Annotated in this window: 14 protein-coding genes; all 14 read left to right on the plus strand. The window is 36.9% G+C overall.

The annotated features are described in order from the left end of the window. Positions 1–15 precede the first annotated feature (15 nt). The 14 genes from accC to MRBLBA3_RS01255 all read left to right on the plus strand — a co-directional run bounded on the left by accC (position 16) and on the right by MRBLBA3_RS01255 (position 15,165). Positions 16–1,368: an acetyl-CoA carboxylase biotin carboxylase subunit gene (gene accC / locus MRBLBA3_RS01190; protein WP_000592878.1), complete on the plus strand. Its 1,353-nt coding sequence runs from the start codon at positions 16–18 to the stop codon at positions 1,366–1,368. Between the two features lie 22 nt (positions 1,369–1,390). Then, positions 1,391–1,783, plus strand: coding sequence for an Asp23/Gls24 family envelope stress response protein (locus MRBLBA3_RS01195; protein WP_000807630.1), 393 nt, complete (start codon positions 1,391–1,393; stop codon positions 1,781–1,783). A gap of 348 nt (positions 1,784–2,131) precedes the next feature. Beyond that, the gene (gene nusB, locus MRBLBA3_RS01200; protein WP_000830246.1) at positions 2,132–2,524 is read left to right on the plus strand and encodes a N utilization substance protein NusB; all 393 of its coding nucleotides are present in this window, start codon (positions 2,132–2,134) and stop codon (positions 2,522–2,524) included. Between the two features lie 23 nt (positions 2,525–2,547). After that, positions 2,548–3,408, plus strand: coding sequence for a bifunctional methylenetetrahydrofolate dehydrogenase/methenyltetrahydrofolate cyclohydrolase FolD (gene folD / locus MRBLBA3_RS01205; protein WP_000226724.1), 861 nt, complete (start codon positions 2,548–2,550; stop codon positions 3,406–3,408). A 26-nt stretch (positions 3,409–3,434) separates the two neighbouring features. Then, on the plus strand, positions 3,435–4,793 hold the full coding sequence (gene xseA / locus MRBLBA3_RS01210; protein WP_000415272.1) for an exodeoxyribonuclease VII large subunit: 1,359 nt from the start codon (positions 3,435–3,437) through the stop codon (positions 4,791–4,793). After that, a complete protein-coding gene (gene xseB / locus MRBLBA3_RS01215; RefSeq protein WP_000428422.1) occupies positions 4,783–5,013 on the plus strand; it encodes an exodeoxyribonuclease VII small subunit in 231 nt (76 codons plus the stop codon). Before xseA ends, xseB begins: the two co-directional genes overlap by 11 nt. After that, positions 5,013–5,906, plus strand: coding sequence for a (2E,6E)-farnesyl diphosphate synthase (ispA, locus tag MRBLBA3_RS01220; RefSeq protein WP_098271190.1), 894 nt, complete (start codon positions 5,013–5,015; stop codon positions 5,904–5,906). The genes xseB and ispA overlap by 1 nt, the downstream gene beginning before the upstream one ends. Before the next feature lie 308 nt (positions 5,907–6,214). Continuing rightward, positions 6,215–8,107, plus strand: a complete 1,893-nt coding sequence (gene dxs / locus MRBLBA3_RS01225; RefSeq protein WP_212087980.1) for a 1-deoxy-D-xylulose-5-phosphate synthase — start codon at positions 6,215–6,217, stop codon at positions 8,105–8,107. Between the two features lie 3 nt (positions 8,108–8,110). Next, the gene (locus MRBLBA3_RS01230) at positions 8,111–8,950 is read left to right on the plus strand and encodes a TlyA family RNA methyltransferase (protein WP_000111880.1); all 840 of its coding nucleotides are present in this window, start codon (positions 8,111–8,113) and stop codon (positions 8,948–8,950) included. A gap of 142 nt (positions 8,951–9,092) precedes the next feature. Then, positions 9,093–9,542: an arginine repressor ArgR gene (argR, locus tag MRBLBA3_RS01235; RefSeq protein ID WP_001032584.1), complete on the plus strand. Its 450-nt coding sequence runs from the start codon at positions 9,093–9,095 to the stop codon at positions 9,540–9,542. 266 nt (positions 9,543–9,808) lie between these two features. Further along, complete coding sequence (gene recN, locus MRBLBA3_RS01240; protein WP_000947733.1) at positions 9,809–11,548, plus strand: DNA repair protein RecN; 1,740 nt, start codon at positions 9,809–9,811, stop codon at positions 11,546–11,548. A gap of 118 nt (positions 11,549–11,666) precedes the next feature. Then, positions 11,667–12,959, plus strand: coding sequence for a SpoIVB peptidase (gene spoIVB, locus MRBLBA3_RS01245; RefSeq protein WP_071747073.1), 1,293 nt, complete (start codon positions 11,667–11,669; stop codon positions 12,957–12,959). Positions 12,960–13,246: 287 nt separating this feature from the next. Continuing rightward, positions 13,247–14,041, plus strand: a complete 795-nt coding sequence (gene spo0A, locus MRBLBA3_RS01250) for a sporulation transcription factor Spo0A (RefSeq protein WP_000411416.1) — start codon at positions 13,247–13,249, stop codon at positions 14,039–14,041. A 149-nt stretch (positions 14,042–14,190) separates the two neighbouring features. Next, positions 14,191–15,165, plus strand: a complete 975-nt coding sequence (locus MRBLBA3_RS01255; protein WP_363379559.1) for a tyrosine-type recombinase/integrase — start codon at positions 14,191–14,193, stop codon at positions 15,163–15,165. The last annotated feature ends 632 nt before the right edge of the window (positions 15,166–15,797 follow it).

Consider the following 15,797-nt stretch of genomic DNA (forward strand, 5'->3'; position numbering starts at 1 on the left):
AAGGGAGTCTTTGTGATGATAAAAAAAGTATTAATAGCCAATCGTGGGGAAATTGCTGTACGAATTATTCGTGCTTGTAAAGAAATGGATATTGAAACAGTTGCAATTTATTCAGAAGCAGACAAAGAGTCACTTCATGTGCAAATTGCAGATGAAGCGTATTGTGTTGGACCAACGATTTCGAAAGAAAGCTATTTAAATTTGACGAACATTATTAGTGTTGCGAAATTAACAGGTTGTGATGCAATTCATCCAGGATATGGATTTTTAGCAGAGAATGCGGATTTTGCAGAATTATGCCGTGAGTGTAACTTGATTTTTATCGGTCCAAGCCCAGAAGCTATTTCAAAGATGGGCACAAAAGACGTTGCACGTGATACAATGAAAGAAGCAGGGGTTCCGATTGTACCAGGTTCACAAGGGATTATTAAAAATACCGAAGAAGCGATCGAGCTTGCTAATCAAATTGGATATCCAGTTATTATTAAAGCGACTGCAGGTGGCGGCGGAAAAGGTATTCGTGTTGCACGCCATGAAGAAGAGCTTGTAAAAGGAATTCGAATTACACAGCAAGAAGCTAGTACCGCTTTTGGGAACCCTGGTGTATACTTAGAAAAGTACGTTGAAGATTTCCGCCATGTTGAGATTCAAATAATGGCAGATACACATGGAAATGCCATTCATTTAGGAGAGCGTGATTGTACAATTCAGCGCCGTTTGCAAAAACTATTAGAAGAAAGTCCATCACCTGCACTTGATGAAAATGTTCGCAAGCAGATGGGTGACGCAGCAGTTAAAGCAGCGGTAGCGGTTGATTATACAGGTGCTGGTACGGTTGAGTTTATTTATGAATATAAAACGAAAAGCTTTTATTTCATGGAGATGAATACGAGAATTCAAGTTGAGCATCCAGTTACAGAAATGGTAACAGGGATGGATTTAATTAAAGAACAAATTCGTGTTGCTTCTGGAGAAAAGTTATCGTTACAGCAAGAAGAAGTACAATTTAATGGCTGGGCAATTGAATGTCGAATTAATGCGGAAAACCCTGCCAAAAAATTTATGCCATCTCCAGGTAAAGTAGAAATGTACTTGCCACCAGGCGGATTTGGTATTCGCGTCGATTCAGCTGTATATCCGGGATATTCAATTCCACCTTTCTATGATTCGATGGTTGCTAAATTAATTGTTCACGGAAAAACACGTGAAGAGGCAATTGCAAAAATGAAGCGAGCACTCAGTGAGTTTGTCATTGAAGGCGTACATACAACAATTCCGTTCCATTTGCAATTGCTAGATCATCCTGATTTTGTAAAAGGTGAGTTTAACACGAAATTTTTGGAAGAGCATGAACTTGTGACGCAGTGATACATTAAAGGAGGTTTTTTTCATGGCTGAACATATGTTAGATATGGGTCAAGATACAACTCTTGGAAAAGTAGAAATTGCACCAGAAGTAATCGAAGTAATTGCAGGTATTGCAGCTGCTGAAGTAGAAGGTGTAGCGGCAATGCGTGGTAATTTTGCTACAGATGTTGTTGAGAAGTTAGGTAAGAAAAATCACGGTAAAGGTGTAAAGGTTGAGCTAGCAAACGAAGATATTATTGTTGACCTTTATGTTGTTATGTATTTTGGTGTAGCAATTCCAGTTGTTGCACAAAAAATTCAAGACAATATACGCCAGGCACTCTTTACAATGACAGGACTTGAGCCAAAAGAAGTGAATGTTCACATCGTTGGCGTAACATTCGAAACACAAAAAACAGAAATCGAACCAGTGTAAGAGTGAAAAAGGTGCCTAGTAACATAGGCACCTTTTTTATCGTTTCATTTCTTCACAAATTAAAAACCTCTAAATTATTATACTATTTCAAAAAATAAGAAATATAAAAGGGAATGTTTCATTTTTCCAAAAAACGTACATTGTGATAAGATATGGAACTTGAAGTTAATCTTTTTATTATTTTTCAGCCTTGTACCCCGTGTGTGAAACGATAAATTGTGTTATTATCATTGTATTATAAGGTTGGAAAATCAATGAAAACTACAAGAGTAAGTGAATTGACGGCTTATAAATTATAATAATATAACAAAGCATAAGGAAAGACTTGAAGTATAAAGGAGAGTTACAATGAAACGTAGGACGGCTAGAGAAAGAGCTATGCAAGCATTATACCAAATGGATATTACAGGTGAATTAGAACCAAAAGTAGCGGTGGAAAATACGCTAGATGAAGGTGAAGAAACAAATGAGTTTCTAGAATCACTTGTTGTAGGATTTGTAGACAACAAAGAAGAGATTGACGCAGCAATTCGTCAAAATTTAAAGAAGTGGAAGCTTGAGCGTATTAGTATTGTTGATCGCAGTATTTTACGTGTAGCTGTGTATGAAATGAAATACATGGAAGAAATTCCACACAATGTAACAATTAACGAAGCGATTGAAATTGCAAAAACATTTGGGGATGAGGAATCTCGTCGTTTTATTAACGGCGTTTTATCTAATATAAAAGATACACTGTAATTTCTTTAAGGGGGAATCTTAAAATGGTAGCAGTAATCATCAAAGGAAATGAAGTTGCGGAGAAAAAACGAGCACAATTAAAAGAAGAAGTTGTGAAGTTAAAAGAGCAAGGGATTGTACCAGGATTAGCAGTTATTTTAGTTGGAGAAGACCCAGCATCGCGTTCTTATGTAAAAGGAAAAGAAAAAGGCTGTGAGCAAGTAGGAATTTATTCAGAGCTAATTGAACTTCCTGAAACGATTACTGAGGAGCGTTTGCTTGCTGAAATCGATCGCTTAAATGGAGACGACCGTATTAATGGCATATTAGTACAATTACCTTTACCAAAACATATTGAAGAAAAAGCTATCATTGAAAGAATTTCACCTGAAAAGGATGTAGATGGATTTCACCCAATCAGCGTAGGACGTATGATGACGGGACAAGATACATTCCTTCCATGTACACCGCACGGTATTGTGGAATTAGTAAAAGAAACAAATCTTGATGTTTCTGGAAAACATGTTGTTGTAATCGGAAGAAGTAATATTGTTGGTAAACCGGTGGGACAACTGTTTTTAAATGAAAATGCAACTGTCACATATTGTCATTCAAAGACGCAAAATATTAAAGAATTATCGAAGTTAGCTGATATTTTAATCGTAGCTGTTGGAAGAGCGAAAATGGTAACAGCTGATTATATTAAAGAAGGTGCAGTTGTAATTGATGTTGGTGTTAACCGTTTAGAGACAGGAAAACTTTGTGGTGATGTTGATTTTGACAACGTATTAGATGTTGCGGGATACATTACGCCTGTACCAAAAGGAGTCGGCCCAATGACTATTACAATGCTTCTTCACAACACTGTTGAGTCTGCAAAGCGTGCAGGTGTTGTTTGTCAATAAGTTGAATCGGCTATGAGGAGAGAGCAATGGAGAAACAATATTTAACCGTTACAGCATTAACACGCTATATTAAAACAAAAATAGAGTATGATCCGCATTTGCAGTCTGTTTGGTTAAAAGGAGAAATTTCCAACTTTAAATATCATAGCCGTGGTCATATGTATTTTACATTGAAAGATGAAAATGCAAGAATTGCAGCGGTTATGTTTGCGGGTCATAATCGTAATATTAAATTCAAACCGGAAAATGGAATGAAAGTACTTGTAAAAGGAAAGATTTCTGTTTACGAGGCGAGTGGGTCTTATCAAATTTATATTCAAGACATGCAGCCTGACGGGATTGGAAACTTGCATTTAGCTTATGAGCAGTTAAAAGTTCGTTTAGAGGAAGAGGGCTTGTTTTCTCAAGTTTATAAAAAAACAATTCCTCCGTACGCTAAAACAATTGGTGTAATCACGTCACCAACAGGAGCAGCAATTCGTGATATTATTACAACAATTAAACGTCGTTACCCAATTGGGAATGTTATTGTGTTTCCGGTACTTGTACAAGGGGAGTCAGCAGCTCCCTCGATTGTACAAGCGATTCGTACAGCGAATGAAATGGAAGAGATAGATGTACTAATTGTTGGTCGCGGAGGAGGCTCTATTGAAGAATTATGGGCCTTTAATGAGGAAGTAGTTGCAAGAGCAATTTTTACAAGTGAGATTCCAATTATTTCGGCTGTAGGTCATGAAACAGATTTTACAATCGCAGATTTTGTTGCGGATTTACGTGCACCAACACCGACTGCAGCAGCTGAGCTGGCGGTACCTAATGTTATAGAGTTACAAGAAAAGGTATTACAAAGAACTCTGAGATTGCAAAGAGCAATGAGAGAGAGAGTACATAAAAAAGAAGAAAAACTGCAAGTGTTACAAAAATCTTATGCGTTCCGTTATCCAAGGCAAGTGTATGAACAAAAAGAAGAGCAGCTAGACAGGGCTCTTGAACAACTTGTTTTAGCGAAAGAGCGTTATATAGATAAAAAAGTAAATCAATTAAAGCAACTTTCATTTTATTTAGAAAAGCACCACCCATCTCAAAAAATCATGCAAACAAAGGTAGCGATTGAAACGTTGCAAAAGCAATTGCAACGTGAAATGCAAACCTTACTTCAGATGAAGGAGTTTGCATTTGTGAGAGCTGCTCAAAAGCTTGAAGCACTAAGTCCACTCAAAGTAATGATGAGAGGGTATGGGCTTGTATATGATGAAGAGAAGCAAGTATTAAAAAGTGTGAAAGATGTTAGCCTTGGAGATGCTGTTTCAGTTCAATTACAAGATGGAATACTAGATTGTAGCGTATCAAGCATAGAGGAGCGTGAATTGAATAGTGGAAAATAAGTTAAGTTTTGAAGAAGCAATTTCGCAACTTGAGCATCTCGTTTCTAAGCTTGAACAAGGTGATGTACCTTTAGAAGAAGCGATTTCTTACTTTAAAGAAGGTATGGAATTATCTAAGCTTTGTGATGAGAAATTGAAAGATGTACAAGAACAAATGGCAGTTATCCTTGGGGAAGATGGAGAGCTTAAACCGTTTACTGCTTTAGGAGATGAAGCATAGTGACACATTTAGCTTTTGATGCTTTTTTGAAAGAGAGTAAAACTTTCGTAGAAGAAAAGCTTGTAAGCTATGCAAATGAATTACAATGTCCAAATGTGCTTCGTGAAGCGATGGCATATTCTTTGGAAGCGGGTGGGAAACGTCTCCGCCCGTTACTTTTATTTGCAACGTTACAAGCGTTTGGGAAAGAAAAAAATCTTGGAGTGGGTGCAGCTTGTGCCCTTGAAATGATTCATACATATTCGTTAATTCATGATGATTTACCTTGTATGGATGATGATGATCTAAGACGAGGAAAGCCTACAAATCATAAAGTATTTGGTGAAGCAATGGCAGTTTTAGCAGGTGATGGTTTATTGACATATGCTTTTCAAGTTATTATGGCATATGAGCAAAAAGAAATCTCTGCTGAAAAGAAAGTAAGACTTGTACTTGAGCTTGCGAAAGCAGCAGGACCTGAAGGAATGGTTGCTGGACAAGTGGCAGATATGGAAGCTGAAGGAAAACGACTTACAATTAATGAATTAGAGTACATCCATAAGCATAAAACAGGTAAACTGCTTGAGTTTGCTGTACTTGCAGGAGCGATACTTTCTGATGCTACAGAAGAGCAAGAAGAGAAGTTACTTGCATTTGCGAAATATATCGGTCTAGCTTTCCAAATTAGAGATGATATTTTGGATGTAGAAGGAACAGAAGAAGAGATTGGAAAACCGATTGGTAGTGATGCTTCCAACGAAAAGAGCACATATACGACGTTATTTACTGTAGATAGAGCAAAATCTATTTTAGAGGAGACAATTGCAAAAGCAAAAGATTCTATTAGCTCCTTGCGATTACAAGATGAATATTTACTATCTATTTGTGATTTAATCGCAAAACGTAATAACTAATATAACAGCGTTTTCATTTGTTGAGTCATTCATCATTTTATGATATAAATGTAGGAAAAGGTTTTTCTTTTCTTGTTATTGGCAAAAATATATGTAGATTACATTGCCGTTATCACTTCGTGTTAGCGGCTATTTTTTTCATCGCGTAAAGAAATATGATGTATAATATGATAAGTGAAAAAAATGGAAGTGTTTTCTGAAAGCAGGACAAGATAAAAAGAATAGAAAGAGAATTTCTTGTGTTGTGTAAATGTTTCTTATAATATTTGACATGTTGACAGATTATGAAATGAAAGTGAGTGATCCATGTGGATCTAACGCAAATTCAAAACCCTAGTTTTTTGAAAGATATGTCTATTAGTGAACTAGAGGGATTGAGTGAGGATATTCGTAAGTTTTTAGTTGAAGAGCTCTCTCAAACAGGTGGACATATTGCACCTAATTTAGGTGTAGTAGAACTCACAATTGCTCTGCATAAATTATTTGATAGTCCGAAAGATAAGTTTTTATGGGATGTAGGACATCAATCCTATGTACATAAAATTTTAACAGGGCGTGCGAAAGAATTCGGCACATTAAGGCAATACCAGGGTCTATGTGGTTTCCCAAAACGCTGTGAGAGTGAGCATGATGTATGGGAAACTGGTCATAGCTCGACGTCATTATCTGCTGCAATGGGAATGGCTCTAGCGCGGGATTTAAAGAAAACGGAAGAATACGTTATACCAATTATTGGCGATGGTGCATTAACAGGCGGAATGGCTTTAGAGGCATTAAACCATATTGGTCATGAAAAAACGGACATGATTGTTATTTTGAATGACAATGAAATGTCAATTGCACCAAACGTCGGTGCGCTTCATAATGTACTTGGTCGTTTACGTACCGCAGGGAAGTACCATTGGGTAAAAGATGAATTAGAGTATATATTGAAGAAAATCCCAGCAGTTGGCGGGAAAGTTGCTGCGACAGCAGAAAAAATAAAGGATAGTCTAAAATATTTACTAGTATCAGGCGTCTTTTTTGAAGAATTAGGCTTTACATATTTAGGTCCGGTCGATGGGCATGATTATGAAAAGTTATTCGAAACGTTGCAATATGCAAAGAAAACAAAAGGCCCAGTACTTGTTCATGTAATTACGAAAAAAGGAAAAGGTTATAAACCAGCTGAGAGTGATGTTATTGGAACTTGGCATGGAACAGGACCGTATAAGATCGAGTCAGGTGACTTCGTTAAACCGAAGGAAGTTGCACCAGCATGGAGTGCTGTTGTTAGTGATACTGTACTTAAGCTAGCAAGAACGGATGAACGTATCGTTGCGATTACGCCTGCAATGCCTGTTGGATCGAAACTTGAGAAATTCCAAAAAGAATTTCCAGATCGCATGATTGATGTAGGTATTGCGGAACAGCATGCTACCACAATGGCGGCTGGTATGGCAACACAAGGGATGAAGCCATTCTTAGCAATTTATTCAACATTTTTACAAAGAGCATATGACCAAGTTGTTCATGATATTTGTCGTCAAAATTTAAATGTTTTCATTGGAATAGATCGCTCTGGATTAGTAGGAGCAGACGGTGAAACGCATCAAGGGGTATTTGACATCGCGTTTTTACGTCACTTGCCGAATATGGTGCTTATGATGCCGAAAGATGAAAATGAAGGTCAACATTTAGTCTATACGGCGATGCAATATGAAGATGGACCGATTGCTTTGCGTTATGCGCGCGGTAATGGACTTGGTGTTCATATGGATGAAGAATTAAAGGCGATTCCAATTGGTTCATGGGAAACGTTAAAAGAAGGTAAACAAGCGGCTATTTTAACGTTTGGTACGACAATACCAATGGCAATGGAAGCAGCTGAGCGTCTTGAAAAGGCTGGAGTTTCAGTCAAAGTAGTGAATGCTCGCTTTATTAAACCAATGGATGAAGCATATTTACATGAGCTTTTAGGAAAAAACATACCGATTTTAACGATTGAAGAAGCTTGTTTAATCGGAGGTTTTGGAACAGGAGTAGTTGAATTTGCATCTGAAAATGGATACCATAGTGCATTAATTGAAAGAATGGGTATTCCAGACCGTTTCATAGAGCACGGTAGTGTAACAAAATTATTAGAAGAAATTGGTTTAACGACAGATGCTGTTGTAGACCGTATTCATACAATGATTCCATCAAAACAAAAAAGGGCGTAACAAATGAGCGTAAAAAAAGAAAGAGTAGATGTACTATTAGTAGAGCGAGGACTTATAGAAACGCGCGAGAAGGCTAAACGTGCTGTTATGGCAGGGCTCGTATATGCGAATGAAATGAGGCTCGATAAGCCAGGAGAGAAAATCTCACAAGATACAGAGATTACGGTGAAAGGGCAAGTTATGCCATATGTAAGCCGTGGTGGTTATAAACTTGAAAAGGCATTAGAGACATTTCAACTTGATTTACAAGATAAAGTTATGATAGATATTGGTTCATCAACTGGTGGCTTTACAGATTGTGCGCTTCAAAATGGAGCGAAGTTATCTTATGCATTAGATGTAGGATATAATCAACTTGCGTGGAAATTGCGTCAAGATGAGCGTGTTGTTGTGATGGAACGAACGAACTTCCGTTACGTGACACCGGCAGACTTAGAGCGTGGTTTACCTCAGTTTGCAAGTATCGATGTTTCATTTATATCATTAAGGCTAATATTGCCGGTTTTAAAAACAATGCTTATGTCAAATGGTGACGTAGCTGCATTAATTAAACCACAGTTTGAGGCTGGACGAGAACAAGTTGGGAAAAAAGGCATTGTTCGTGATAGAAAAGTACATGAAGCTGTCGTGGAAATGATTGTCGATTTTGCTCTGAAGGAAGGCTATGATGTCGAAGGTTTAACATTCTCACCAATTACGGGCGGGGATGGTAATATTGAATTTTTAATCCATCTAAAATGGCATGGAGAGCGTGAGAATGGCGAAAATCATTCGCCGGTTTCAATTGAGCAAGTTGTTACAGAAGCGCATGAAGTTCTAAAACAAAAAGGGAAAGGGGAATAACATATGTTGTTCCTCTTTTTGTTGTAATTGTATAATGATTGTAAAAACAATTGTGTACAAGAAACGAATTATACGTTAACATAAATAAGTGAAGTATACCAATGTTTAAACTATGGTAAGAGATAGTGTGAGGTGCAAATGTATGAATAAAGGTCAGCGCCATATTAAAATCAGGGAAATTATTGCAAACAAAGAAATTGAAACACAAGATGAACTAGTTGATATTTTACGTAATGTGGGGTTTAATGTAACGCAAGCAACAGTATCGCGCGATATTAAAGAACTGCACTTAGTTAAGGTGCCATTACATGATGGACGCTATAAATATAGCTTACCAGCAGATCAACGATTTAACCCGTTGCAAAAATTAAAACGAAATCTAGTGGATTCATTTGTAAAATTAGACACTGCAGGACATATGCTTGTGCTAAAAACATTGCCTGGTAACGCTCATTCACTTGGGGCACTTATTGATCATTTAGAGTGGGATGAGATTATCGGAACCATTTGTGGTGATGATACTTGCTTAATTATTTGCCGTACACCTGAAGATACAGGTGTTGTCTCTGATCGTTTCTTAAATATGCTGTAACAAAAAAATCTTGTTTACTTTCCTCTGTAAAGTGGAAAGTAAACAAGATATTTTTATTGGTTAAAAATATAAATTATTAAATGCAATATAATATTTTCTTTAAATAAAGTTAGAAAATAGGTGGATTGACCCGTAAAACGAATGTTTGGTACAATGGAGCGGGTTAGATGAGTAATTTATACATATTATAGTATAACTATTTGAATGAAGAGTACCTAAAAAAAGCCCTTAGTAGGGGATTAGTTTATAACGAGGTGAATGGGGCATTGTTATCGGAATTATCGATCAGAAACTTTGCTATTATTGAGGCATTAAATATTTCTTTTCAAAAAGGTTTAACCGTTTTAAGTGGTGAAACAGGAGCCGGAAAATCGATTATTATTGATGCGATTAGTTTGCTTGTTGGCGGCCGTGGTTCAGCGGAGTTTGTTCGATATGGAACAGAAAAGGCTGAAATAGAGGGTTTATTTTATGTAGAAGATGATAAGCATCCATGTATCGCAAAGGCAGAAGAATTAGATATAGAAATAGAAGATGGCATGATTATTTTGAAACGTGATATCGCTGCGAACGGAAAAAGTGTATGCCGTGTAAATGGGAAGCTTGTTACACTTAGTATATTAAAAGAAATTGGAAAAACGCTTGTTGATATACATGGACAGCATGAAACGCAAGATTTAATGAATGAAGAGCGTCATATGTTTATGCTAGATCATTTTGATGGAGATCGTATTGTTAAACAATTAGACATATATCAGAACGTATACGGAGACTATGAAAGATTAAAAAAACAGCTGAAATCTTTAAGTGAAAATGAACAACAAATGGCTCATCGTCTAGATTTAATTCAATTCCAACATGAAGAAATTCGTAAGGCAGATTTAAAAATGGATGAAGAATATGAATTGACTGAGGAACGCTTGAAAATATCCAATTTTGAAAAGATTTATAAAGCGTTAGGGGATGCGTATCGTTCGTTGAGTGGGGACAGCCAAGGGCTAGATCATGTAAGGAATGCAATGAGCCAAATGGAGAGTATTACGCATTTAGATGAGGCGTATCAAGAAAACCATGATTCAATTGCAAATAGCTATTACTTATTAGAAGAAGTTGCATATCAGCTTAGAGAAAAGTTAGATATGATGGAATATGATCCGAAACGTTTAGATGAAATTGAAACACGGTTGAATGAAATCCGTATGTTAAAGAGAAAGTATGGAAATACTGTAGAAGAGATTTTAGCGTATGCTGATAAAATTGAACAAGAAATTTTTACAATTGAAAATAAAGACGTACATATTGAAACGACGAGAAAGCAGCTAAAGGAATTAGAAGGTGTTATCTTAAAAGAAGCAACGTTGTTAAGTGATATGCGTCATGAACTGGCAGACCATCTTACAAACGCTATTCATCAAGAATTAAAAGAATTATATATGGAAAAAACGAAATTTGAAGTGAGAATAATGAAGAGGGAAGGAAATGCAGAAGAACCTCTTGTAGAAGGAACACCGGTGAAACTTACGGCGGATGGCTACGATCACGTGGAGTTTTATATTTCAACGAACCCTGGTGAACCGTTAAAACCGCTTTCAAAGGTTGCTTCTGGCGGAGAGTTATCTCGTATTATTTTGGCTTTAAAAAGTATTTTTTCTAAGCATCAAGGTGTTGCTTCAGTTATTTTTGATGAAGTGGATACAGGTGTGAGTGGTCGAGTTGCACAGGCTATTGCGGAAAAAATCTATCGTGTATCGGTAAACTCGCAAGTACTTTGTATTACGCACTTACCTCAGGTAGCTTCAATGGCGGACTCGCATTTATTTATTAGAAAACAAGTGGCGAATGATCGGACGATTACATCTGTTACGGTGCTAAGTACGGATGAAAAAGTAACAGAAATTGCTCGGATGATTTCTGGTGTAGAAATTACAGATTTAACGACAGAACATGCGAAAGAGTTACTTACGCAAGCACATCATTTCAAACAGACAGCAGAGGCTATCCAGTAATGGATAGCTTTTTTTCTCAAATGATGATTTCTTAATTCTTCCGGTTATAAATAAAGCACTGCAAGGAGAGATTAAAAAGTGAAGCCAAGAGGCTGAATGTGGGGTAGGAGCGAGGAGAGTGAACAAATTGAAATTAGAAAGATTTCGAAAAATAATAGGCCTTTGTCTCCTTGTTTCTTTAGTTTTTATTGGATGTTTTAAACCGCTTCGAACGTTTATTTCATCCCCGAAGCAACTTGTTGTTTTTGAAGGACAACAATCAGAAATAGCATCATTACCGGTTTTTAAGGCTTCATCTACAAATCGTAATGTATTTACAGTAAGTTCAAATGAACAAGAGCTTATGGTGAATTCTCATCAAAATGGTGAAGCTGATATGGTGTTTCAACTCGCTGGTTTTCCAGTGAAAAAAGTAAATGTAAAAGTATTAAAAGATTTTAAAGTTATCCCTGGTGGACAATCGATTGGTGTGAAATTGAACACAAAAGGTGTACTTGTTGTAGGCCATCATTTAATTCAAACTGAAAAGGGTAAAGTATCTCCTGGTGAAACAGCTGGTGTACAGATTGGAGATATGATTACTGCAATTAATGGGAAAACAATTGAAAGAATGAGTGATGTAGCACCATTTATTCATAATAGTGGAGAAACAGGTGAACCGCTTAATCTTGTTTTGCTAAGAGATGGAAAATACATTCGCACTAAGTTAACACCACAAAAAGACAGCGGGGAATCGTCTTATCGTATTGGTTTATATATTCGTGACTCGGCAGCTGGAATTGGAACGATGACATTTGTTCATCCGGATTCCATGAAATACGGGGCACTTGGTCATGTCATTTCTGATAATGATACAAAAAAGCCAATTCAAGTAGAAGATGGACAAATTATGCGCTCGACCGTAACCTCTATTGAAAGAGGAAGTCACGGGAATCCAGGAGAAAAATTAGCAAGATTTTCACCGGATCGTGAAGTGATTGGTAATATTACAATAAATAGCCCGTATGGCATTTTTGGAAAATTAAATACAAATATGACAAACGGCATAATGGATAAAGCAATGCCTATCGCATTATCCCATCAAGTAAAAGAAGGGCCAGCGAAAATATTAACAGTTATTGATCAAGATAAAGTTGAAGCGTTTGATATTGAAGTTGTTAGTACGGTACCACAAAAGTTCCCAGCTACAAAAGGTATGGTTATAAAAGTGACAGACAAACGTTTACTAGCAAAAACGGGTGGCATTGTACAAGGGATGAGTGGAAGTCCGATTGTACAAAATGGAAAAGTAATTGGTGCAGTTACACATGTATTTGTAAATGATCCAACGTCAGGATACGGTGTTCATATTGAATGGATGTTACATGAGGCTGGAATTAATATTTATGATCAAGAGAAAAAAGCGAGCTAATGCATATTAGCTCGCTTTTCTATTGAAAAATTCGTTGAAATTTTGTAAAAGCTCCGCAAGAGCTGTTTTTTGTTGTAAAATATAAGAAAAGGGTTGAACGTTTCGTTGTAATTCTATGATGGAATGTGTTGCGAAAGAAAGTAAATGGGCGATAAATATATTTTTTTGTGTTTTTATCGGAAAGTAAGAAACTTTAAAAGGGAATTTTCACACAATTGTCGAACAATTCATGTAGCCTAGAAGCTTACACATGTCGGAAGAATCGATTCGGTAAGGGAGGAAAAACTGTGGAGAAAATTAAAGTATGTCTTGTGGATGATAATAAAGAATTGGTATCAATGCTAGAGAGCTATGTTGCTGCTCAGGATGATATGGAAGTGATCGGAACTGCTTACAATGGTCAAGAATGTTTAAACTTATTGACAGACAAGCAGCCTGATGTACTCGTTTTAGACATTATTATGCCACATTTAGATGGTCTAGCTGTGCTAGAGAAAATGCGACATATTGAAAGGTTAAGACAACCTAGCGTTATTATGTTGACAGCATTTGGACAAGAAGATGTGACGAAAAAAGCGGTTGATTTAGGTGCATCATATTTCATATTAAAACCATTTGATATGGAGAATTTAACAAGTCATATTCGTCAAGTGAGTGGTAAGGCAAATGCTACCATTAAACGTCCATTACCATCTTTCCGATCAGCGACAACGATCGATGGAAAACCGAAAAACTTAGATGCGAGTATTACAAGTATCATTCATGAAATTGGTGTACCCGCTCATATTAAAGGGTACATGTACTTACGAGAAGCAATCTCTATGGTGTACAATGATATCGAATTACTAGGATCTATTACGAAAGTATTATATCCAGATATCGCAAAGAAATATAATACAACAGCAAGTCGTGTCGAACGCGCAATCCGTCACGCAATTGAAGTGGCTTGGAGCCGTGGGAATATTGATTCTATTTCGTCCTTATTTGGTTATACAGTATCCATGTCAAAAGCAAAACCTACGAATTCTGAGTTCATCGCAATGGTTGCGGATAAGCTAAGACTTGAACATAAGGCTTCGTAAACGCTGATATAATAGTATCTGACGCGAATTTAACGTTAAAGATCGTTGAGCAATAAATATCTTTTCTGACCAATAAACAACTTGGTCATTTGGTGATAAACACCGTCTTTCAGTAGTTATTAAAACTATTGAGAGGCGGTGTTTTTTTGTTGTCTGATTTTGAGTTTCAAATCGAAAATTTTATGTTGTATTGTTCATCGAAGAATCTGTCGATAAAGACGTTAAAAAGTTATGAGCAGACTTTAAAGTTATTTTCAGCGTATATGAGGAATGAGTTTACTGTTAGGGAAGTCGATAAAGTTAAATCAGCCCATATACGGCATTACATCAAGTATTTACGAGAACGAGGCAAATATACAGTTGCAGTAAATGATAAGTCTTTAAAGGTGAATTTCCCTCATAAGAGAGATGATTACAGCAAGCCCCTAAGTTCTACCACGATAGCGAACTACATTCGGAATATAAAAGTGTTCTTTAACTATTTGTACGATGTAGAGAGAGAGATACGTAAGAACCCTGTGGAGTCTATAGAGAATATTAAGCCTAACCGTAAAAAGAAGCCTTTACTGTCAAAAGAGGAACTACTGGGAGTGCTAGGGGTGTTTGATAATACGACTTTTCACGGGTATAGAGACCTTTTAATTACTCGTCTGATTTTAGATACAGGCATGAGGATAGGAGAGTGTCTATCTTTAACCCCTGAAGTGGTGGATTTTAAAACAAAATCAATCCTTATCGAAAACTCGAAGAATAACCAGCAACGCTACGTATATTTCTCTTTCAGGATGTCTAGAGAGTTGAAAAACTGGTTGCTATATAGAGATCGCTATTCAAATAGTATTTATCTGTTTCCGACAATAAGAGGCACTAATTTAGAAATTCGTAACTTTGAGAGGTCACTTAGAATGGCAGGTAAAAAGGTAGGAGTAGACATACACCCTCATCAATTAAGAAATAACTTTGCGAAGTATTACTTGCTGAATGGAGGGGATTTTGTAACGCTATCACGCATTCTAGGACATTCAAGTGTGGAGGTAACTCAAAAGGCTTACTTAGACTTTACAGATGGTGAGATAGGAAAGAAGTATCAAAGACACTCACCTTTAAATCATTTAGACATTTAATTTAAAAGAAAAGTCCCCAGCGCCAACTGGAGACTCAAAACAATTCGACTCAAAACTAAATAACGGACAAACCGTACATTCAGCACCTTAATTTTATCGAAAAAATTCGAGGAATGCAAGGTCTCTTAAGTGGTGCCTTTTTTAGATGCTGAGCTACAGGATTTCCGAACGTGGGAATGACCTAACACCACGCAAAACACTTGAACAGGTTAGCTAAGCCGATGTCAGAAAGTTAAGCGTATGCCCGCCAAAGTGTTTCCTTGTTTACACTGGGTGTAGTCTAGGTGCGAACGACCATTAAAGGTTCGGTGGCTGCTTGGTGTCCTATGGGACAGGTGGCAACGGATAGATATAAGCTCACAGGACAAGCTTTGTGAGTAGAAAGTCCGTTGAGGGAGAAATCTCTGTGTTTAAACAAGGTGATACAATACGGATACTTCAGCAACTCATCCTAGCTCAGTATTAAGACATCTACTTTATGTTGCTTTAACTTTTGTTTTTGCGATGTAAGGTAGATATTTCCTGTCCAAGCCGTTTCTTAATCAATCTAAGCCATGCTCAGTGAAAGGAAGACCTAAAGTCAACATCTTAAATGCAAAATTGTGGTAAAATTGAATGGCAAAGTTAGGGAA

The sequence above is a fragment of the Bacillus sp. LBA3-1-1.1 genome, from assembly GCF_040676495.1.
In the GTDB taxonomy this organism is placed as follows: Bacteria; Bacillota; Bacilli; order Bacillales; family Bacillaceae_G; genus Bacillus_A; species Bacillus_A nitratireducens.

Coding starts and splice junctions, on each gene's coding strand:
- MRBLBA3_RS01195 (WP_000807630.1), top strand. CDS start 1,391: ATGGCTGAACATATGTTAGATATGGGTCAAGATACAACTCTTGGAAAA.
- MRBLBA3_RS01230 (WP_000111880.1), top strand. CDS start 8,111: ATGAGCGTAAAAAAAGAAAGAGTAGATGTACTATTAGTAGAGCGAGGA.
- nusB (WP_000830246.1), top strand. CDS start 2,132: ATGAAACGTAGGACGGCTAGAGAAAGAGCTATGCAAGCATTATACCAA.
- argR (WP_001032584.1), top strand. CDS start 9,093: ATGAATAAAGGTCAGCGCCATATTAAAATCAGGGAAATTATTGCAAAC.
- accC (WP_000592878.1), top strand. CDS start 16: ATGATAAAAAAAGTATTAATAGCCAATCGTGGGGAAATTGCTGTACGA.
- folD (WP_000226724.1), top strand. CDS start 2,548: ATGGTAGCAGTAATCATCAAAGGAAATGAAGTTGCGGAGAAAAAACGA.
- xseA (WP_000415272.1), top strand. CDS start 3,435: ATGGAGAAACAATATTTAACCGTTACAGCATTAACACGCTATATTAAA.